At 47.9% G+C, this 20,369-nt stretch carries 16 protein-coding genes and 2 pseudogenes; 7 read left to right on the top strand and 11 right to left on the bottom strand.

Going from position 1 to position 20,369, the window contains the following annotated elements; genetic code table 11:
- Nucleotides 1-120: 120 nt before the first annotated feature.
- Nucleotides 121-966, top strand: coding sequence for a glycine zipper domain-containing protein (locus CIK98_RS03535; RefSeq protein WP_094382908.1), 846 nt, complete (start codon nucleotides 121-123; stop codon nucleotides 964-966).
- Nucleotides 967-1,089: 123 nt separating this feature from the next.
- Here CIK98_RS03535 and CIK98_RS03530 read toward each other — a convergent pair whose 3' ends face one another.
- From CIK98_RS03530 to CIK98_RS03510, 5 genes are all read right to left on the bottom strand, one after another.
- A complete protein-coding gene (locus tag CIK98_RS03530; RefSeq protein ID WP_172409803.1) occupies nucleotides 1,090-1,908 on the bottom strand; it encodes a DUF4465 domain-containing protein in 819 nt (272 codons plus the stop codon).
- A gap of 39 nt (nucleotides 1,909-1,947) precedes the next feature.
- The gene (locus tag CIK98_RS03525; RefSeq protein WP_094382906.1) at nucleotides 1,948-3,399 is read right to left on the bottom strand and encodes a RagB/SusD family nutrient uptake outer membrane protein; all 1,452 of its coding nucleotides are present in this window, start codon (nucleotides 3,397-3,399) and stop codon (nucleotides 1,948-1,950) included.
- A gap of 12 nt (nucleotides 3,400-3,411) precedes the next feature.
- A complete protein-coding gene (locus CIK98_RS03520) occupies nucleotides 3,412-6,756 on the bottom strand; it encodes a SusC/RagA family TonB-linked outer membrane protein (protein WP_253249633.1) in 3,345 nt (1,114 codons plus the stop codon).
- A gap of 218 nt (nucleotides 6,757-6,974) precedes the next feature.
- Entirely contained in the window at nucleotides 6,975-8,012 is a 1,038-nt protein-coding gene (locus tag CIK98_RS03515) for a FecR family protein (protein WP_094382904.1), read from the bottom strand.
- A gap of 71 nt (nucleotides 8,013-8,083) precedes the next feature.
- Nucleotides 8,084-8,590, bottom strand: a complete 507-nt coding sequence (locus tag CIK98_RS03510) for a sigma-70 family RNA polymerase sigma factor (protein ID WP_094382903.1) — start codon at nucleotides 8,588-8,590, stop codon at nucleotides 8,084-8,086.
- A gap of 209 nt (nucleotides 8,591-8,799) precedes the next feature.
- On the opposite strand from CIK98_RS03510, the gene CIK98_RS03505 reads away from it, so the two are divergent.
- Both CIK98_RS03505 and CIK98_RS03500 read left to right on the top strand, forming a co-directional pair.
- Complete coding sequence (locus CIK98_RS03505) at nucleotides 8,800-8,985, top strand: hypothetical protein (RefSeq protein WP_141210392.1); 186 nt, start codon at nucleotides 8,800-8,802, stop codon at nucleotides 8,983-8,985.
- A 19-nt stretch (nucleotides 8,986-9,004) separates the two neighbouring features.
- Nucleotides 9,005-12,511: a GLUG motif-containing protein gene (locus CIK98_RS03500; protein ID WP_141210391.1), complete on the top strand. Its 3,507-nt coding sequence runs from the start codon at nucleotides 9,005-9,007 to the stop codon at nucleotides 12,509-12,511.
- Nucleotides 12,512-12,721: 210 nt separating this feature from the next.
- On the opposite strand, the pseudogene CIK98_RS18630 reads toward CIK98_RS03500, so the two are convergent.
- From CIK98_RS18630 to CIK98_RS18625, 3 genes and pseudogenes are all read right to left on the bottom strand, one after another.
- Nucleotides 12,722-12,832 (bottom strand): annotated as a pseudogene (locus CIK98_RS18630) (LrgB family protein); the annotation flags it as partial.
- 287 nt (nucleotides 12,833-13,119) lie between these two features.
- Nucleotides 13,120-13,446 (bottom strand): peroxiredoxin, encoded by a 327-nt coding sequence (locus CIK98_RS03495; protein WP_253249632.1) that lies wholly within the window; start codon nucleotides 13,444-13,446, stop codon nucleotides 13,120-13,122.
- Nucleotides 13,386-14,099 carry a hypothetical protein gene (locus CIK98_RS18625; RefSeq protein ID WP_253249631.1) on the bottom strand — a complete coding sequence of 238 codons (714 nt, stop codon included), beginning with the start codon at nucleotides 14,097-14,099 and terminating at the stop codon, nucleotides 13,386-13,388. The genes CIK98_RS03495 and CIK98_RS18625 overlap by 61 nt, the downstream gene beginning before the upstream one ends.
- Here CIK98_RS18625 and CIK98_RS03490 point away from each other — a divergent pair, their 5' ends adjacent.
- Nucleotides 14,100-14,423 (top strand): FecR domain-containing protein, encoded by a 324-nt coding sequence (locus CIK98_RS03490; RefSeq protein WP_172409802.1) that lies wholly within the window; start codon nucleotides 14,100-14,102, stop codon nucleotides 14,421-14,423.
- Between the two features lie 111 nt (nucleotides 14,424-14,534).
- Here the strand turns inward: CIK98_RS03490 and CIK98_RS03485 are convergent, their stop codons facing one another.
- Nucleotides 14,535-15,863: an NAD(P)-dependent oxidoreductase gene (locus CIK98_RS03485; RefSeq protein WP_094382898.1), complete on the bottom strand. Its 1,329-nt coding sequence runs from the start codon at nucleotides 15,861-15,863 to the stop codon at nucleotides 14,535-14,537.
- Between the two features lie 364 nt (nucleotides 15,864-16,227).
- Here CIK98_RS03485 and CIK98_RS03480 point away from each other — a divergent pair.
- The 3 genes and pseudogenes from CIK98_RS03480 to CIK98_RS03475 form a co-directional block, all read left to right on the top strand.
- Nucleotides 16,228-16,365 (top strand): annotated as a pseudogene (locus tag CIK98_RS03480) (glycoside hydrolase family 97 N-terminal domain-containing protein); the annotation flags it as partial.
- Nucleotides 16,366-16,921: 556 nt separating this feature from the next.
- Nucleotides 16,922-17,113 (top strand): hypothetical protein, encoded by a 192-nt coding sequence (locus CIK98_RS17560; RefSeq protein WP_141210389.1) that lies wholly within the window; start codon nucleotides 16,922-16,924, stop codon nucleotides 17,111-17,113.
- Nucleotides 17,114-17,128: 15 nt separating this feature from the next.
- Nucleotides 17,129-18,742, top strand: coding sequence for an ATP-binding protein (locus tag CIK98_RS03475; protein WP_094382897.1), 1,614 nt, complete (start codon nucleotides 17,129-17,131; stop codon nucleotides 18,740-18,742).
- 60 nt (nucleotides 18,743-18,802) lie between these two features.
- Here the strand turns inward: CIK98_RS03475 and CIK98_RS03470 are convergent, their stop codons facing one another.
- Both CIK98_RS03470 and CIK98_RS03465 read right to left on the bottom strand, forming a co-directional pair.
- Complete coding sequence (locus CIK98_RS03470; protein ID WP_094382896.1) at nucleotides 18,803-19,261, bottom strand: Fur family transcriptional regulator; 459 nt, start codon at nucleotides 19,259-19,261, stop codon at nucleotides 18,803-18,805.
- Between the two features lie 18 nt (nucleotides 19,262-19,279).
- Nucleotides 19,280-20,350, bottom strand: a complete 1,071-nt coding sequence (locus CIK98_RS03465) for an SO_0444 family Cu/Zn efflux transporter (RefSeq protein ID WP_094382895.1) — start codon at nucleotides 20,348-20,350, stop codon at nucleotides 19,280-19,282.
- Between the last annotated feature and the right edge of the window lie 19 nt (nucleotides 20,351-20,369).

The following is a 20,369-nucleotide window of genomic DNA, read 5'->3' as shown; positions in this document are numbered from 1 at the left end:
AAGTAATAAATAGGAATAAAATACTATAATAAAATAATAGTTAATCAGGAAAATATCGATTTTGTTTTGCGAAATAAAAAACTTATTGTAATTTTGCCGTGTAATTCAAAACCTGTAGATATGAAAAAGTTTTTGGCAATTCTTTTATCCTCGACACTCATTTTGGCGAGTTGCGACAACACTATGGCTTCGCAGGGAGCCGGCACTGGCGCTTATCTTGGCGCAATACTTGGTTCCGCCATTGGCGGCATTTCAAACGGTCCGCGTGGCAGCGACGTTGGAACAATTGTTGGCATGGCCACAGGTGCTGTGGTAGGAGCGGCCATAGGGTCGGCTTCCGACAGGGCTGAACAAGAAAAATACCGCGAATATCAGGAGCGCCAGCAGTGGCAGTACGAACGAAACCGACGCAATGACAACGAGGCAATACGCCATTACGAAGAAAACGCCGATAGCGGTTTCGACCCGACAAACAGTGGCGACGACCGCATAGTGTTTGAGAAGGAAGACAATCACAACAACTCCTACTCCACCATCGAGCCCAAGACCTATACTCCGCAGTCGGTGTCGGTAGGCCAGCTCTCCAAGCTCATGCCTGGCTGCAAGCTGAACTATAATGAAGATGTGGAGATAAGGAAGGCAAGCTTTGTCGACTATAATGGCGATGGCGTGCTCCATGCCAACGAGGAGGCGAAGGTAACGTTTGAGATTATGAACAACTCTTCTGCCGTGATTTATGGTGTCCTGCCCACAGTGGTAGAGACTTCGGGAAACAAGCACATCCACATCTCTCCCAGCATTCTTGTGGAAAGCATTATGCCGGGCAAGGGCGTGAGATATACCGCCACAGTGCGTGGCGACAAGAAACTGAAGGACGGCACCGCTGTCATTCGTGTTGCCGTACGTCAGGGTCAGAATGACATCACCTCACAGATAAAGGAATTCACTATCCGCACGTCGAGATAGTAGTTTTAGTTAATCTAAAGGTTTTTCTAAAGAATAAAAAAAAGAGGTGGCATTTCCTTTGCAGTAGGAAATGCCACCAACAGGTTAAAGAAAAAGAATTGTGATTTTCATGGTGTCAGAATATTATTCCGCAAATTGAAATCCGTCGAGACAGAACCAAGCCGGAGTACGCATGCGGCCGTTGTCGTCCTTGTCTGAAGAGTCGAGGGTAAAGACCACTTTGTCTACAGTGCCGAGAGCAGAGAGTTCCATCTTGCGCCAGTCGGTGACGAAGTAGTTCCACGACGGGTTTTCGGTATTATGACCTCTCATGCAGACGAGATCGAAGGTAACGGCACCAGTTTGCTGTCCTCCGAGGAATCCTGTTGCCGTGACAGAGAAGTAGTCACCCGCCTTGAAATATTTCACTCCACCTTCCACGTAAGAGTACCACACTCCCTTCGGTTTGCTTGGAACATTAGGGTTTGCCATGGGATATTCCGGAGTGCCATAGGAATCGCCGTAGTAGGTGGCGAGATACGACCATGTGCTGTGAGCCACGAGCACGTAGTCGAGTTTTTTCGGTGTTTCGAGAGTGAAGTAAGCGTCTTGGCCTACGGCGTGGCACACGAGATAGGTTCCGGTGGTGTTTGGTTTCGATGACCATACGCTGTAGCGCAGGGAGTCCAACGACACCTCGTCGTTGTTCCATACAAACGAGCGGTTGGAGCGGTTGCTATAACAAAAGCCCGCCGCCAGTTGGTTTCCCGTCTTCACGGTGTTGAATTTCATTCCCGCCACGGTAAACCCTCCTTCAGGAATGACATGTGAGAAACGTTCCGAAATCTCAAGTTCTGAGAAGGTGATGTTTGTGGCATGTGGTATGACGAGGTCGAGTTCGTCGCTGCACGAGGCGAACAGTGAGCCGAGTCCAATCATTAAGCTATAAAATATTCTTTTCATATTACAATCATTAATCATAAATCACCAAATCAAAAAAAATCACTCCAGTCCCGGGTTTTGTTCTATCGGGTCGTTATGGGCCTTTATTTCTTCTTCAGGTATTGGCCAGCAATACTGGTTTGAACTGAAGTTTACGTCGGGCTTGAGTATATTGATCCATAACTTGCCTTCATGTTCGAAACGTATGGAGGCGAACCATGGAGTCTCGTTTTCAAGAAACAGTGTAACCACATACTCCTTGAACAGTGCGTCCATGAGTTCGGCATGGGTATTGATGCCAGACAGAGGTTCCATAATCGGATTTGAGTATTTTGCCCGCATCTCATTAATTGGAGCGAGAGCCCCCTGAATGTCGGAAGGATTGGTGCGGGCAAGCAGTTCTGCCTTCATCAGGTATAGTTCGGCATATCGCATAGGATATGTGGCATACATGTCGTTTTTCCCGTCCACTCGTCCTCTGTGGTACAGCTTCGTAAGTATGTTCTCCTTCTTGGTAGTGTCCCAAGTCTCTGGCGAGCGGGCTGTGCCGAAGATGACGTCGTGACGCGCATCGTTGTTGAGCCATTCCTGTATTTGGTCGGTAAACTCAGGATAGTAAAAGAGTCCTGCGGAATAAACATATTCATATCCCGAAATACCGTTATAGCTTCCAGTTTGGTCGCCCAGGAATCGCGAGAAGGAGTTTTCGGCAGAGTTCCATCCGTTTTCATATAGTTTCGAGAGGTCGGTCTCCATTTTCCATTTTGACGACTTGTCGGCAAGCAGTTCATTTACGAGTTTCAGTGCTTCTGCATAGTCGCCATCCCATCCGCGCACGAGCAGCAGTTTTGCGTGCATGGCCTTTGCAAACTGTCGGTTCATTCTCAATGCGGTTGAGTATTCTGGTGCGTTTTGTTCTGCATACTTCAAGTCGTCGAGTATTTTTTCGTAGCTCTCGCCCACGCTGATGCGTCCCACCTGCAGGTTGGAGAGTTCAGCCACTTGGTCGCGGTAAATTATGCCATAAGGCGAGTCTGGTTTGTCAAACCATCGTGCGAAGAGCCATAGCAACTGAAGGTTGAGGTAGCCACGGAAGCAACGTGCCTCGCCCAACATTTCGCTTTTGCTCACTCCTTCGGCAAAAACGGTCTCGTCGAGTTTTTCTATGCCTTGTATTGCCGAATTGCTTACATTTATAATACTGTACAACTGTCGCCAGATGGTGCTGATGATGCCATCGTTGGCACTTTGCGTGTAGCCCATGTTGAACATCATGCTGCTGTAGTTCCACATGCCTGCCATGCAGTGGAGGTTGGCATAGATGTAGCCACCCAGGTAACTGCAGTTCTTGTATTCGCCATAGATGCCTGTCACGGCGTTGTCAGCGCTGTTGTAGTCTCTGACCGCATTGTCGGTGGTTAAGGCATATTTTGGCGTTTCGGTGAGGAAGTCGTCGCATGAGGAGAAGGCTACTGTTGCAAGTAGCGCCATTGCAATTATTCTCGTTTTCATAATGTCTTTGTTTTATTTTATTGTGAAACGCAGTCCGAAGTTATAGGTCCTTGCCGATGGATAGGTACTGTTGTCGGTACCGAATCCGTAGAGGGCGCTGGTGGACGTGGAGAAGTTTCCCTGTGGGTCCATGCCTGGATATTTCGTGACAGTGAAGAGGTTGGTGGCTTGGAATGTCAGTGCGATACCTTTTATCACCGACTTGCGGAACCATTCTGTCGGCAGCTTGTATGACAGGTTGAGAGAGCTGAGCCTGAGATATGAGGCGTCGTGCAGCCATCGGTTTGTGAACACTCCGTTTTGTCCCATGCCGTAGTGAGTCACTACGGGATATAATGCTTCTGGTCCTTTCATCGTCCAGCTGTCCATCACGATATCGAGTGAGTTGTAGGAGTTGGTTCCGCCGAAGGTCGAGGCTTCACGGGCCCAGTAGCGCACTCCTCCAAGGGCATAGCTGAAAGAAAGGTTGACCATGAGGCCTTTCCAGTAGAGTGTAGATCCGAAGCCACCGAAGAAGTCGGGATTGCTGTCGCCGATGATGGTGCGGTCGTCGGTTGTGATTTTTCCGTCGCCATCAAGGTCAACGATGTAGATGTCTCCTGCTCCCTCGGCAAATGAGCTGGCACGATAGTAGTTTGCAGCCTTGCCGGTGGCAGGGTCTATGGGTTTCAGGGCCCATACCTCTTCGTCGTTGTCGTAGAAGCGTCCTGCGTCTACATATCCCCAGAAAGTGCCGAGTTTTCCGCCTTCTTCAAGCTTGTAGGTGTATGTGCCTGTTCCGCCGAGGAAGGTGTCTACTCCGTTTAGTTTTTCCAGTTTGCCACGGTTGTGTGCAGTGTTGAAGTTTATTTCCCATTTCAGGTCGCGCTGGCGGATGATTTCTGCCGTGATGTCAAACTCCACGCCAGTGTTGCTTATGGCTCCGATGTTCTGGCTTGTGGAAGAGAAGCCTGAAGACACTGGCACTGGTTTGTTGCTGATGAGATTGTCGACATATTTGCGATACCAGCCGAGCGAGCCGCGGATGCGGTCGTCGAAGAAACCGTAGTCTACTGCAATGTCGGTCTGTGCCTGCGACTCCCACTGCAGCGTGTTGTTGCCAAGCGACGAGGGGAACATGCCTGGCTGCCCATTATATCGGTTTGAGCCCATATATCCTGTAAAACTGTAGTAACCAAGGTTTTGCGAACCAGTAAGGCCATATGAGAAGCGCAGCTTAAGGTAGCTCACTACGTCTTTCACCGACCTCATGAAGTCTTCCTCAGTCATAATCCATGCCACGGCTCCCGACGGGAAATAGCCCCAGCGATGGTCTTTTCCAAATCGTGAGGAACCATCGGTACGAAACGTTCCGGTAAACAGGTATCGGTTGTTGAACTTGTACTGTACCCTTGCAAAAAGCGACACGAGCGACGACGACTGCTTGTTGCTGTTTATGGCTCCACGAGTGGCTGCGCTACCAAGGTTGACGAGAATGTCGTCGTCAGGGTAGTTGCTGCCATTGGCTTCCATATAGTCGTATGATGTGCGTTCGACGGAATGGCCGAGCATGGCGGTCACGTCATGTAGTCCCATGGTCTTGTAGAAGGTAAGCAGGTTGTCCCAAACTATGGTGTAGCTCTGTGAGTCTTTCTGCGTGCCAGAGTTGGTGCTGCCCTCATAGTAGGCACGTGTGAACTGGTCGTATTTCACATTCTGGTACTGTGCGTTGAGTGTTGAGCGGAATTTGAGGAACTTGTAGAAGTTATATTCCAGGAATCCGGCAGCATTGATGTTTCTCGACACGCTCTCGTTTTTGTCAAGCAGTTCGACGAGAGGATTCTTCACATACATGTCTATGGTGTTGATGGTTCCGTCTTCATTGTATGCCGGATAGTCGGGGCGCATTCCAATGATCTTGCCTATCATTGCGTCCTTGTTGCTGGCGTTGCGTGACGAGGCGTCCATATTCATTCCGAATTTCAGTTTGTCGGACACGAGCGACTCAAAGTTAAAGCGTGCTCCTACAGTGCGTGAGTTGCTGCCCTTCACTATACCATCTTGGTCGCGATAGCTGATGGAGGCATAGTATGAGGTTTTAGACGCTCCTCCGCGTATCGATGCACTGTAGTCCTGTACTGCGGCGTTCTGTGTCATCATATCCCAGTAGTCGTCGTGTCCATCGTAGTATGCGTTTGGAAGCCAGATATCGTCTATGTCGCTCATGTCCCATTGGCTTGTTCCTATCAAGTTGAATTTTGTGTTGTCCATGTATTTCTTGTTGAAATACGTGAGCGACCCGTTGCGGAAGGCTTCAAGCAAGTTGGCACGCTTTGAGTATGCCTGATATTGCTCGGGGGTGAGTGTTCTCATCTTGTTGGCGTCGATATACTGCCATCCATAGCGTGCATTAAATTCCACTACGGGCTTCATACCTTCAGCTCCCGATTTTGTAGTGACGATGACAACGCCGTTGGCTGCACGCGAACCATAAATGGCTGTGGCTGACGCATCCTTTAGGATATCGATGCTCTGCACGTCGTTGAGATTGAGGTTATAGAGTGTGTTGCTCACATCGCCCGATATTCCCGACGAGTATTGCGGCACACCATCAATTACCCACAGAGGCTGTCCGTCGCCCGAGATGGACGACTGTCCGCGTATTACCACCGACACTGGCGATGTAGGTGAAGCATTGGCAATCATGACGTTGACACCCGCCGCGCGTCCCTGCAACATTCCGGCAATGTTTGAAGTCATCGGAGCCGTTTCGATTTCCTTTTCAGAAAGTCGGGCCACCGAGCCTGTCAGGTCTTTGGCCTTTGCCGTTCCGTAGCCGATGACCACCACCTCGTCGAGGGCTTTTCTGTCTTCCTTCATCACGATGGTTATGTCGCTCATGTCCTTTCGTCCGTTCACATAGTAAGACTCTTCCTGCATTCCGAGAAACGAGATGATGAGTGTTTCTCCCCTTCCCTTCTCTAAGTTAATCGCAAAGTGTCCGCTCATGTTTGTCAAAGTGCCCACGTTTCCATCGCTGTCGAGTTTTATTGTAGCGGCGGGAATGCCATCGCCCCGTTCGTCAACCCCTCTTCCCCCCACTCTCACCGTGTTGGCTGGCCTTGAGCTGGAGGTGGCGGCCTTTTGTCGGTTAGCCTTCACCGTGATGTATTTTCCTTTCACTTCGTAGCTTACGGGCAGTCCGCCAAGAGCCTGTCTGAGTGCTTCTTCCACTGAGCCAGCCTTTATGTCGGCCTTCACCTTGTAGTTTTTCAGTTCTTCATATGAGAAAATGATTTTTTTTGTAAACCGGTCTTCCAGTTGTTTCAAAACGTCGGTGAGCGGTTTTCCGTTAGTTGCTTTTTCATACTTTACCATATTGTTTTGGGCATATGCGCCATAATGATAAGACGCAGGCAGCAACATGACAAAGAATAAGCAGATGAGGATTTTCTTTTTGCTCATTATTCTTCAGATTTATTTGGTTATTACTATGGGACACAGATAATGCCCGATTTCTCGTCTCTTTCACTAATCATGACGCATGAAACGGAAATCGGGCACCCCGAAAATGAAATAAAATCGTAATAACCTGCTTATTTCTCTATGAGTATTTTGTTGCCTTCCACCTTTATGTAGAGGTTGGAAGATGAATTCAGGAGGTTTACAGCTTCTTCTAAACTATCGTCTTTGCTGAAAATGAAATGGAAGTGATGGTCGAGCAGTCGTGGGTCGTTGCACACGATGTTCATGTCATACCAGGCTCCGAGTTGCTGGAGTATCGTGCGTAATGACGCGTCATCGAAATACATCACTCCTTCTCGCCAGCTGGTATAGTCCTTTGGATTAACATCAGCCACCACCAGTTTGCCTCCGTCGAGGCTGGCGTCCTGGTTGGGTTCAATGTTCACCCTATTATATATAGTGGACACTTCCACGAGTCCTTTCACAAGGGTCACATGGGTATCGTTGGCATCATAGCTCCTGACATTAAATTCTGTGCCGATCACTCGTGTGTCAACGTTTCGTGTGTGTATGACGAATGGATGTCCCGGGTCTCTCTTTACCTTGAAATAAGCCTCGCCATAAAGTGCCACTCTCCTTACTTTTTTGCCGAAGCTTTCAGGATAGATAATGGTCGACTTGGCATTAAGACATACTTCAGTGCCGTCGGGCAGGATGAGGTTGCGGGTCTCTCCAGCAGGCACATCCACCCGTTGTTTGTGTATGGAGGCTATTGTGGCAGAGGTAGTTGTCTCAACACGTTTTGCTTGTGCAGCCTCTTTCTTGTCTATTATTTCTTCGAGTGCAGCCACTTCGGGAGTTGTTTCCTTCTGTGACCAGTCTACACGACTAACCATGAATATAGCAACGACCGCTGCAGCCACTGCCACTGCCTTCCATATTATGAAGCGCTTCTTTGGGGCAACTCTCGTCTTAAGAGCCTCCCATTCCTTGTCTATGTCGGGCAGCGACCCCATGGCTCTGTTGGCAGCCTCCTCGAGGTCTTCCATTTCCCGCCAAGCCTCCATTGCGTCTTCACTGCCAATTAGTTTTTCCACTTCTTGAAGGTCGATGTTCTCTTCGTTATTGGCGAAGTCAAGCAGCCGGTCAATATCTTTGTTTTTGTCCATCGTGACTGTTGTTTCTGTAATATATTCAAGTATTCATTATTGTTTGTCAGCCCCAAAATGCTCACGGCATATCATTCGTTTCTTCCTTTGAATTTCTGTCTCAAGAAACTCAGAGCCTGCATGATATGCTTTTTCACCGTACTCTCGCTGATGGCTAATTCCGAAGCCACCTCACGATATTTTTTTCTTTCCACATAGCAAGCCTTTACTATATGTCTTGTCTTTGGAGTGAGTTCGTCGAGAGCCTTCATCACTTCCTCAATATATAGTTCTCGCCGTTGGAAGTCGAAATTTTCTTCGTAGCATCGTTCCATGGAGTGCAACTCCATTTTCGCAAACTTGCTGACGGTCTGTTGCTTTCGCAAGTATCCTATGCATCTGTTTCTCACTGTCGTGAACAAATACGAGTCCATGTTGGCTATGTCTTCGTCCGATGTCTCCACTTTTTTCCACACATGTTCGAAAGCGTCTGCCACGAGGTCACGGCAGACTTCTTCGTCATGTAGATGGCGAAGTGCGAGGTAGAAGGCCTTGGGATAATTGCCTCTGAAAAATGATTCAAAACCGTCTGCTTTCATTACAATTCGGGCACAAAGGTAGTGCAAGTTGAGTGAAAAACAAAATAAAAATAGATTTTTTTGGTGGCTAAAAACGTTAAACTGTCATAAATATGAATAAATTTCCGAGTGTTTTTTGATGCTTATATGAAAGAAAATTCGTATCTTTGCAGCGCAACGTGGTGTATTAGCCTATGTATAGGCGATGCGCGACATCAATTATTGTGAACATGAAGATAAAGAAACATACATCGAATATGAATTGTAACCTCCTGAACTACAATGACTTAGAAGGTATCGACTTTGCCGTAACGTATTCATTCACATATAGATACAGAGCCTTCCGCAGGTGTCAGATGATGGCACAGGCGGAAGGCTCTGTGCGTTATTCATCTTCTATAAACCTGAATATATAAATAAAAAAATCTTAATATTATGACATGTAAAATTAAAACTAAACAATTGAGTTGGCTCGCCGCGACGCTAATGCTCGTGGCGGCAATGGTGATGCCCTCCACGGCGTGGGCAGACACGATCACTCCTATAAAACCTTCAAACGGTGATGGTTCAAAGACAAGTCCTTATCAAATCGGCACTGCTGCCGAACTTTATTGGTTTGCAGGGTTGGTGAATGGTGATACAAACGTGTGCGATTATAACGCAGACACCAATTTAGGAACACAGCAAAACAAAGCCGCATGCGCAGTGCTCACGGCGAATATTACTGTGAATTCAGGTGTGCTCAAAGCAGACGGCTCTATTGCTGATGATGTTAGTAGTTTCAGAAGCTGGACTCCTATCGGAAACTATGATAACAACTACACTGGTACATTTGATGGAAAGGGATACACCGTCAGCGGATTGTATTTCAACGATACAAGCAAAGAAAATGTCGGATTGTTCGGCTATTTAGGAAGCGGCGGCAAGATTTCCAACGTAGAAGTCTTGGATTCCTATTTCGAGTTCAGAATGTTTGGCGGCGGAGTATGCGGAAGGAATGACGGTGAAATCAGCAACTGCAATAATTCCAGCACGGTTGTTGAAACAAGTGGTAACGGTTTCGCCGGTGGAGTGTGCGGATATAATGTCGGTGGCAAAGTATTGAACAGTTATAATAATGGTATAATCAGTGGAAGTACTAATACCGGTGGTGTGTGCGGAAAGAATCAAAGCAACGGTGAAATCACCAACTGCTATAACAGCGGTACGGTCAGTGGAAAAGGAGAAACTAACCAAATAGCTGGTGTGTGCGGAGATAATGATATCAACTGCACAATTTCTGGTTGCTATAACACTGGTACTGTCAGTGGAAAAAACTCATGCGGAGTGTGCTTCGATAATTATGGCACGGTCAAAAATTGCTATAATACAGGCACGGTCGACGGACAAAATGTTTGTGGAGGCGTGTGCGGCAGTAATAATAGCGGCACTATCACGAGTTGTTATAACAGGGGCGTAGTCAATAGAACAGTAGGATATGTCGGCGGCATTTGCGGAAAAATAGGTAGTTCATCATCTACAACAAACTGCTATTATGACAGCAATATTTATTCAGGAAATGCTATCGGCTATATTCCGGGCGGCACTGTTGATAATGTCATGGGCAAGACAACGGCGCAGTTCAATAGCGGCGAGGTGGCATGGCTGCTCAACGGCAGTACGTCAGCAGATAATTCTCTTGCATGGTATCAGAACATTGACAACGGAACAGCAGACTCATATCCTCTCCTTGACAGCAACGGTCACGGAAAGGTATATCAGTGTACTCCTTGTACTGGTGTTTATTCCAATACAGAGAATAAAGCCGGAGAGCACTTATTTGGTGAAAACGATAACGGTTTCTGCCATAACTGTGGGGCATATCAGCCTGCTACATTGACAACAGACAAGTATGACATTGATGGCGACGACACCAAGGACAAAGTATATGAAATCGGCAATGCCGGTCAGCTTTATTGGTTTGCAGGGTTGGTGAATGGTGATACAAACGTGTGCGATTATAGCGCAGACACCAATCCGACAGGAACACAGCAAAACAAAGCCGCATGGGCAGTGCTCACGGCGAATATTACCGTGAATTCAGGTGTGCTCAAAGCAGACGGCTCTATTGCTGATGATGTTAGCGGTTTCAGAAGCTGGACTCCTATCGGAAACTATGATAACAACTACACTGGTACATTTGATGGACAGAAATACACCGTCAGCGGATTGTATTTCAATGATTCAAGTATAAACTATGTAGGCTTGTTTGGATATAGTTGCGGTACCATACAGAATGTTGGCGTTGTTGGATATAGTTGCTTCGGTACCATAAAGAATGTTGGCGTTGTTGACTCCTATTTTAATGGAGCCGATTTTATCGGTGGAGTGTGTGGAAAGGATGATAACGGCACAATCATGAACTGCTATAATACAGGCACAATCAGTGGAAATAATTATGTCGGCGGCGTGTGCGGAGAGAATCATGCAGAGATAGAAGGCCAAGGTGCGACAGCCACCATCTCCAACTGCTATAATACAGGCGCAATCAACGGAAGCTGGTATGTAGGCGGCGTGTGCGGACAGAATAACGCAACTTTGAACGGTGAATTTGGAATAATCACAGCCACCATTACGAACTGCTTTAACACAGGCCCAGTCAACGAACGAGGTGCTAATGGCGGAGGCGTGTGCGGATATAATGAAGCAATTAATAAAGCAACTTCGAGTGAAGGACCTACAGAAGTAACGGCCACCATCGAGAACTGCATCTATTGCAGCGATACATGTAAAGGTTGGGGCGTTAACAGCGCTAACGGAGGTAGTGCTGTTAGTGTAAATGTAGATGAAAAGACCGCCTCTCAGTTTGCAAGCGGCGAGGTGGCATGGCTGCTCAACGGAAGTAAGTCAGAGAGTACAGAAGAAAGCCAACTTGTGTGGTATCAGGACCTCTCAGCTGAGGGTGGTGATATTCATCCAGTCTTGACAAAAACTAACTCAAATACCGTATATAAAGTAGAATTGTATTGCGGTGGCGGAAATGTCTATGCCGGAATGACATACGCCAACAACACTGAAGCTGTGACTAAAGAGCATAATATGCCTGAGACCGCCTCATTCAACTCTGAGAAGAAAATATATGAGAATCTATGTCAGACAGAAGGATGCGGAAAAACAGTCTATTACGCCAATGCTGCCGGCACCATCGAAGCCACACCCGAGGGAACAGGGTTTACCGTGGCAAACTATCCATTGCAGGATGCCACGGCGTATGACAATCAGGCTGTGTTCACAGCTACCAACTTCATCTATAACCGCACGTTCAGCACTACGGAATGGACTACATGGTATGTGCCATTTGACTTGACGCTGACCGAAGAGATTTGCGCACAATATGACTTCTCGCGCATCAACAACGTGCATCAGTATGACGACAACGGCGACGGCAATGCCGACCGCACAGTGGTGGAGAGCTTCCGCCAAAACGCCGGCGTGATACTCAAAGCCAACTATCCTTATTTGGTGAGGGCAAAGAGCGATGCTGACTTCTCAATGTCATTACCATTGACAAACGTTGTTCCGGCATTGGCTGAGACAAACAGCATAGACTGCCAGAGCGTGGATTATAAATATACCTTCACGGGTACATACGCCACCATGGGCGACAGCGGTTCTGACAAATACACCCTCAGCACAGATGGTACGTGGATGCACTTCCTAAGTCTAAAGCCCATGCGCCACTACCTGACAATCACGTCGCGCAACGCTACTTCCAACCAAGCAGCTCCAATGCTTGTCCTGCTCTCCGTCATAGGCGAGGAAGACACTACGGGCATCGTGAAGCTGTATGACGAAGAGCGCAAGGCTACAGAGACCTACGACCTCTCTGGTCGCCGTCTGCCGGCAGGAAGCAAACAGCGCGGACTGATTATCGAGAATGGAAAAGTAACATTCAAGAAATAATCAAAAAAACACATGAAGAATATGAAAAAGTACATCAAACCGGCAATGAAGGTCTATGAAGTAAAGACATCCCAGATCCTGGCAGGCTCTCTTATTGTTGACAATACAAATGTGGAAGAAGGATATGAAGAGTCCCAATAGTCTCGTGTATGTCATTCTATATCAACAAACAGCAAATGCCGCAATGGGCGCGATGCCCATTGCGGCATTTGCTGTTATCACCACACTCACTATGCCCGCTTTACACCCCATCATCTGCGATGCCAATATCGGCAGGAATTGCTTTTTTATTGACGAGAGTTGCAGATAGAGCGGGGCGCCCGCGCCCCCGGCGCGCCGGGTTAATGCGCGCTGGGGGCAAGTTCAACATAGAACTGCAATTTCTGGTAGATGAGAATAAATAATCTAATACCAGAAAACACTGAGGGGTTTGGGAGTGGACATGGGACAGGTCAGTGTACAGATTGAAAGGCGGTCTGATTAACAATTACTGATTATTTATTTGGACAGTGACCTGTCCGTGTGCCACGAGGCGCACATCTATATATAAAGGGTTGGCTACCCTTCCATATAAATGTAGCCGTAACTGCCAATGAGATGAGAGTGGGTCAGAACAGTTCGGCAAGCTTTTTCGCTAACTGTTCGCCACGAGCGGCATCGCCACTGGCAATGATGTCCATCGTGGCGGTGTCGATGAGGAACATCGAGGGTATGGAACGGACGCTGTAGGTTTTCGCCACGTTGGTCTTGTCGATGAAGTTGGGCCACTGGAGCTTCTCTTCCTCCACAGCCTTGCGCCATGCTGCCTCGCTCTTGTCGATGGAGATGCTGATGACCTCAAAACCCTTGTCCTTGTAAAGTTCGTACTGACGCTTCACGTTGGGTATCTCCCTGCGGCAGGGACCGCACCACGATGCCCAGAAGTCAACCAGCACATAACGCTTGCCTTGGCAAAGATGGTGTCGGCGATTTCGGTGATTACGGTGGTGTAATTGCCTCCGCTTTGGAATACAGCCTTCACGTTGCCCTGTACATTGTTGGCATCAACCACAGCGTCGGAAGAGGTTGACTTGAAACTGCTCACCTGCGAAGCCTGGGAGAAGTAAGGACGGAACTTCCGGTTCTGCTTGTCGTAGATGACCTGCCATGCGTCGATAGCACCTTCTACTGAATAGTATTTATAGTGACAGCTCTGCTCGCCGTAGATAAGCATCAGACCTGAGGTGAACACCTCGAGGTCGGTCTGTCCGTCGCGCTCTGTAAGAAGGTACAGGCCACTGAGTGTCCCGCCTGAAGCCACGGTTGTGTAGTTGCCAGCCTGATAGAATCCTTTCATGCCGGTGATGGTGTCCTCCGCCATGAGGAAGAAACGATATTGGCCTGGGGTGAGGTCAACGGTCCAGTCGAGCTTTTTCGTATGACAGATAGTGTCGGCAGGCTGATAGACGAGCGAGTTGCCTTGCTGTACAGGCAGGTACTGATAGTTTGTGAGTGTGAGATAATACCAACTGTAGCGGAGGCGTTCAGGATATTTGTAGTTGCCGTCGTCCTCGCTGCAGGCCGATGGAAGGTGGAAGTGACAAACCACTTGGCAAAAACTGTTCTTACACCAGGAAAACTGGCTAAGCTGAATGCCGACGGACACTTCTCGGTGAACGATGTCGATACAGAACAATATACACAGTGGCGCGACGGATATTTCTATTTCGACAACGCCACCGCTCACGACATACTGCTCGCCATAGGACGAAACTACAATGTCTGCGTAGTATGCCCCCACCCCGAGACTCTCTACATGAGAATGCGTTTCATTGCCGACCGCAACGAGCCACTTGCCAATGTCGTACAGAGACTTAACGAACTCGGCGACTTGAAGGTCGTGATAAATGAAAACAGAATAGAGGTAAGGTAAACTACGATTTTAAAACAAACGTGTCGATGGCCCAACCTATGAGAGGCGTGGCGGCACCACCACCGGCAACGGCTGTGATGAGAAGGCCGGATTTGTTTTTTGTAGATTGTTTTATGCCTTGTTTTCAATATGTTGTAAAAGCTTCACAGCATCCACATATTGGGCTATGCCTTGCGCCACCTCCTTGGCGGCCTTCATGGCAAGTACCACGGTTTGGGGACGGTGAACCACATCGCCTCCTGCAAACACTCCTCTGCGGGTAGTCATGCCCATGGGATAGTCGGAGGTGATGACATAGCCTTTTTCGTCAGTGGCGATGCCGTCGGTGGTGGAGACTATGCGGTTGGCGGGACGTGAACCGATGGCGAGGAACATCCGGTCAAATTCCTCAATGCTTTCTCCATCGGACGATTTTAGACGTGCGGCACGCAAATAGCCGTTGCCATTGTCAAGAAACTCTGTGACTTCAGTCTTCCACAAGAACTCAACGCCCTCTGCCACGGCAGCATTATACTCGCTCTCTATGGCGGGCATCTCTGCCTGTGTGCGACGATACATCACCTTCACTTTCGCCCCTAGTCGGACGGCTGTGCGGGCGGCATCCATTGCCACATTGCCACAACCGATGATGCCCACGCGGTCACCCTCGTTTACTGGCACATGACGACGGCTCAACGCTCCCTCGTTGTATGCCGAAAACTGGTGAAGCAGGTAGATGGACTGGCCTATTCCTCCAAGGTTGTGGCCTGGAGTAGCCACTTCTTGGGGCAAGGCAGTACCAGTGCCTATGAATATGGCATCGTATCCGTCGGCAAAGATGCTGTCGATGGTGATATTATTCCGACCCACCATGCAGTGAGGCTTGAACGTCACTCCGAGAGCCTCGATCTTCTTCACCTCAGCCCTGACGATGGCTTTCGGCAGTCGGTATTCCGGTATTCCGTACATCAACACACCTCCAAGCTCTTCCTGACCTTCGTAAATGGTCACTCCGAAACCTTGTCGCGCCAGGTCGCCCGCAACGGTGAGTCCAGCTGGTCCCGAACCGATGACGGCCACACGTCCTCGGCTTTTCTGTGGCAGGTCTTCGCGTATGAGGTTCATCTGTGTGTCGAAATCGGCAATGAAGCTCTCCAGCTTGCCTATCTGTATCGGCTGTCCTTTCTTGCCGAGCACACAATTGCCCTGACACTGCTTCTCATGAGGACATACGCGTCCACAGATGGCGGGCAGGTTGCTAGTCTCATTGATGATGCTCATAGCTCCTCCCATGTTGCCTTTTGAGAGCTGACGCACAAACTCCGGTATGTTATTGCCTATGGGACAACCCTTGCGGCATTGCGGCACCTTGCAGTGGAGGCATCGCTTAGCCTCGTCGATGGCTTCTTTCACTGAGAAGCCGTCGTTTACTATTGGAAATATATTTCTTTCTTGTTGCATAATTCATGATTTTTTTCTGTCAGGCTACAAAGGTAGCCATTTTTCCCTTTTCTGCCAAATGAATACTAAAAAACCTCCCTTAATTCTCTCGAAGAAGGGAGGTTCTTGGCAATCTTTAAGCAGTTTGCTCATGTAATGACTTTCTTAATATTAACCTAACATAACTACTAACTAAAAACCAATTATCGTATCCGAAACTAATTATTAAAAACCAAATTTCAATTATAATACGTATTCGCATCTATGATTACTTAATGAATATGCCATTTTTTTCAATCTTCCAAGAGCCTCTATATAATAATAGTCGGCATAGACTGTCCGCGCGACCACATGGAGTAGTCGGCATAGCCCTGGTGGTTCTGACAACGAAGGTGTAGCCTTCCTCTATCATTTTCCCGAAACGGCCAATGGCCTTTTCCTTCATGTTAAGAACGAGGTGACAAACTTCCGCATGCCCAAAGGTACCATGGCGTGGTATGAGGTATGGGCACAGGGACCTTATCATTAAGTGTCGTCAAAGGCCATCACCATCAAGGCTGGCAAGAGGATTGAACTGCAACTACAGGCAAAAAATACCTCCATTTCAAATGGCGACACGGGCAACTCGGGAAGCACTCCCTCGATTTGTTCTAAAATGCCAATAGCCCTCATTATCCTCAACAAGGATTCGAGGGTCCTTATACTATATCCACGGAATTTTTCCCCGCCGTTTTCCCCGCAGCCCTCCGCTTTTTCCCCTTAGCCCCGCTTCTTTCAGGACAGGGCGAGGGGAAAAGTTGGGAAGAGGAAGTTTTGTTTGTAATTTTGCAGCGTCTTCCAAAATGGGAGATGCGGTCTTTGGTTTCGTTGGCTTGACTGTGGCGGAGATTTGCAGGGGGATGTCGCCAGAACCCTACACCCTACATCATTCACACCTAAACCACACGTTTTCAGCGGGTTACAGAATGCAGGGTGCCACGCAAGCAGGCTTATATACGACGCAGACGAGACGTTAATGCCGATGAAGCGTAACGTCTCCTACGGCTCTGTCACTACTATGACAGCCGACTGTCACAGTTATGACAGACGACTGTCGTAAGGTGACAGACGGCGAAACACAAGTTATCATTAATATTACCACCGGGGCAAATACAATTGCAGTGTCCCCTTCACAGGCTTCTTTTTCAAGTGGAATTCAATATATTTCTTCTCCATTTCTTGGCAGTATCGTTTTTATTTCGTATTTTTGCAGCGTGGAAGTGTTTGTTTGATAAAATGCAGATGATATGAGCAGATTCAAGTACCCCGTAGATACCGACCAGTTTCAGAGAATTCGTGAAGATGGCAAGGTGTATGTTGACAAGACCGGCCTGATGTATAGCCTTGTCAGCAAGTATCAGTATGTCTTTCTTGCCCGCCCACGCCGTTTCGGCAAGTCGTTGTTGTGCAACACCTTCAAGGCTTATTTCCAAGGTCAGAAAGAGCTGTTCGAGGGATTGAAGGTCATGGACTTGGAGAAGGAATGGAAGACATATCCCGTGCTGCATTTTACAATGAGCGGACTGAAAAACCTAAAGGTGAGCGAGGCAAAGACCAAACTGGAGTCAATGATTCGTGGTTACGAGAGTATCTATGGGCGCGACCCTCTGTCTATAACTCCCGGCGACCGCTTTCGCGACCTTATTCATAACGCAAATAAGCAAACAGGTGAACGTGTCGTGGTAATACTCGACGAATACGATGCGCCCGTTATGCGATTGCTCTACGACACAAAACAGCTTGAAGAAATGCGTATGATGCTACGTGAGTTCTATCAGGTGCTGAAGGACGAAGGAGCATATCTTAAGTTCGTGTTTATCACAGGAGTGACGAAGTTTTCTCAGATGAGTATTTTCTCGGAGCTTAACAACCTGAATCAGATATCCATGATAGACGAATATTCTGGATTGTGCGGCATCACCCAAGAGGAGCTCAACACCGCCTTGCGCCCATGTGTCGAGGAATATGCATCCAACCTTGAGATTACAACCGACGAGGCATACGCCTTGCTGAAATCGAAATACGATGGCTATCACTTTGCAAGAAAGAGTCAGGACATATATGCTCCTTTCAGTCTTATGCGTGCCCTCAATAACAATACGACAGACAACTTCTGGTTTGAGTCGGGCACATCGGCATCGCTCATCGAGCATCTCAAACATTTCCCCAACTTCAACCCTCTCGACTTCGATGGCGTGGAATTGTCGTTGGAGGAATTTAATGTGCCGTGCGAGAATGCTTCGACACCTGTACCGATGCTTTATCAGAGTGGCTACCTGACAATTGATTATTATAATAAGGAGGATGATGTATTTGTACTTCATTTCCCCAACTACGAGGTGCGCCAAGGTATGGTGTATAGCTTGACAAGCTATCTGATGGATATATCCGACTGGGACAGGAATGCCACCATTCTTGCAATGGCACGCGCCCTGAAACGTGGCGACCTGCCATCGGCACTTACCGAACTCCGCTCCTACATAGCCTCCTTGCCCTACGACATCATCACCCGCAAGGAATGGATGGCGAAGAAGAAAAAGGAGGCCTTTTATAAGTTGCTGATGTACGTTGTGTTCTCGTTGCTCAACAGCAAGGTGGACACTGAGGTGAAGAGCGTGATCGGTAGAGCCGATGTGGTCATCAAGACCAAGAACGACATCTATGTCCTCGAACTGAAGGTGGACGACACCGTAGATAATGCCTTGTCTCAGATAGACTCCAAGGGATATGCCATCCCTTACGAAGCCGACGGACGCCATCTGACAAAGTGCGGAGTAACCATATCCTCAGAGGCTCGAAACATCACGCATTGGCGGGCAGTGGATAAGGATGGCAAGGTCATCGACGAGCAGAAGTTCTGAACCGGTCTTTCATTATCTCCGCAAAAGTTTCGGAAGTAATATTCACCCTGTTTCGGAAATCTAATTGCGCCCTTTGGTCGCTGGGAGAAGTTTCTTTCCGCATTTCTCACACAATCCCTTTATGACATATTCAGACTCGACAACAGTAAAGGTGTCGGGAATCGGTACTTGCGGAATCATGATGTTGTCAAGGCAGATGGTCTTGTGGCATTTGATGCACGTAAGGTGAACATGTCCCCTATGATGGAGTTCATGCCCGCCTTTTTTCAATTCGCATCGGCACAGGCAATATTTCTGTTTGCCAGAGCCATCATCAACATGGTGAAGGATGTGGTTTTCTGCAAACAAGGTCAGTGTTCGATAGACAGAAGATTCGTCCATATAAGGTATCTTCGCCAGAATATCCGAAAACGAAAATGTTCCTTGCACGGTTTCATGCAGGGTTTGGAGCACAAGCAGGCGATTCGCTGTCAAACGAATGCCTGCCTGTTCTAGTATTTCTTCATATTTTTGATTCATAACTTTCCTCTTTTCATGTCAATGGCAATGCGGTTTGTGATAGTGTTGCCAGAGGGCATTGAGCAGCAATATGCCAAGCGCTATGGTGCTACTCCAGTTCAACCACGAAGCCCTTTCCTCCATACCGCAACTGCCGGTAGTCAATGATATATGGAACCACTCGGCAGGAAGCAGATAATCGACTGCATGTCCCCAGAGAATGGCCATGGTGATGATAGAAACGAGGTAAAACACCAATGATTTGCGACCTAAAGCCTTGTTAATCACCAGGATTGATGCCATATTGCATGCAGGACCAGCCATGAGCAGTACAAGTGCAGCTCCAGGTGTAAGACCCTTCATCATCAGTGCAACAGCAATCGGAATGGAGCCTGTTGCGCAAATGTACATGGGAATGGCTATACAAAGCACGAGAAGCATGCTCAGTTGGGTGTTGCCACGAAACAAGGCAAAGAAATCATCTGGCACAAACACCGTTATCAGTCCTGCTATTACAAGACCCACCACAAGCCATTTGCCTATATCCTCCATCATCTCAACAAATCCGAATCTCAGGGCTTCACGCATCTTACCAAGGAAACCATTGTGACGGGACTCTCCTTGAACGTGATGACAGGAGCAAGTGTTTTCTTCATGAACATGCTCATGCTGGCAGCAACAAGTGTTTACCGATGTATCAGCCGAAACTACTTCCTCCTTATCACCAAATTTGTTGATCAGCCAACCACCCATTATGGCATTGCAGAAAGCTGCAATAGGACGGATAATGGCAAACGGAAGTCCAAGGATCGAGTACGTGGCAATGATACTGTCAACACCCGTTTCTGGTGTAGCAATGAGGAAAGAAGCCGTAGCACCCCTGGATGCCCCTTGTTTTCTAAGCGACATGGCTGTTGGTATCACTCCACAAGAGCACAATGGCAGCGGAATACCGAACAATGCACCATAGAATACGGACTTGAAACCTTTGCCACCGAGATAGCGGTTATATACTATGCCTGGAACAAAAGCATGCATCACTCCTGCAAAAAAGAATCCCAACAGAAGATAGGGAGACATCTCATTGATAAGATTAAAAACCTCTTGCATATTAAATATTTGTTTTTGA

This window comes from Prevotella sp. P2-180 (genome assembly GCF_002251435.1).
Classification (GTDB): Bacteria; Bacteroidota; Bacteroidia; order Bacteroidales; family Bacteroidaceae; genus Prevotella.
Note: the sequence above shows the minus strand (reverse complement) of the source record. Positions and strands in the feature narration are given on the sequence as shown.

Bases quoted from the DNA above. Each gene is read 5' to 3' on its own strand.
- CIK98_RS03535 (WP_094382908.1), top strand. From the start codon at position 121: ATGAAAAAGTTTTTGGCAATTCTTTTATCCTCGACACTCATTTTGGCG.
- CIK98_RS03530 (WP_172409803.1), bottom strand. From the start codon at position 1,908: ATGAAAAGAATATTTTATAGCTTAATGATTGGACTCGGCTCACTGTTC.
- CIK98_RS03525 (WP_094382906.1), bottom strand. From the start codon at position 3,399: ATGAAAACGAGAATAATTGCAATGGCGCTACTTGCAACAGTAGCCTTC.
- CIK98_RS03520 (WP_253249633.1), bottom strand. From the start codon at position 6,756: ATGGTAAAGTATGAAAAAGCAACTAACGGAAAACCGCTCACCGACGTT.
- CIK98_RS03515 (WP_094382904.1), bottom strand. From the start codon at position 8,012: ATGGACAAAAACAAAGATATTGACCGGCTGCTTGACTTCGCCAATAAC.
- CIK98_RS03510 (WP_094382903.1), bottom strand. From the start codon at position 8,590: ATGAAAGCAGACGGTTTTGAATCATTTTTCAGAGGCAATTATCCCAAG.
- CIK98_RS03505 (WP_141210392.1), top strand. From the start codon at position 8,800: ATGAAGATAAAGAAACATACATCGAATATGAATTGTAACCTCCTGAAC.
- CIK98_RS03500 (WP_141210391.1), top strand. From the start codon at position 9,005: ATGACATGTAAAATTAAAACTAAACAATTGAGTTGGCTCGCCGCGACG.
- CIK98_RS03485 (WP_094382898.1), bottom strand. From the start codon at position 15,863: ATGCAACAAGAAAGAAATATATTTCCAATAGTAAACGACGGCTTCTCA.
- CIK98_RS17560 (WP_141210389.1), top strand. From the start codon at position 16,922: ATGACAGACGACTGTCGTAAGGTGACAGACGGCGAAACACAAGTTATC.
- CIK98_RS03475 (WP_094382897.1), top strand. From the start codon at position 17,129: ATGAGCAGATTCAAGTACCCCGTAGATACCGACCAGTTTCAGAGAATT.
- CIK98_RS03470 (WP_094382896.1), bottom strand. From the start codon at position 19,261: ATGAATCAAAAATATGAAGAAATACTAGAACAGGCAGGCATTCGTTTG.
- CIK98_RS03465 (WP_094382895.1), bottom strand. From the start codon at position 20,350: ATGCAAGAGGTTTTTAATCTTATCAATGAGATGTCTCCCTATCTTCTG.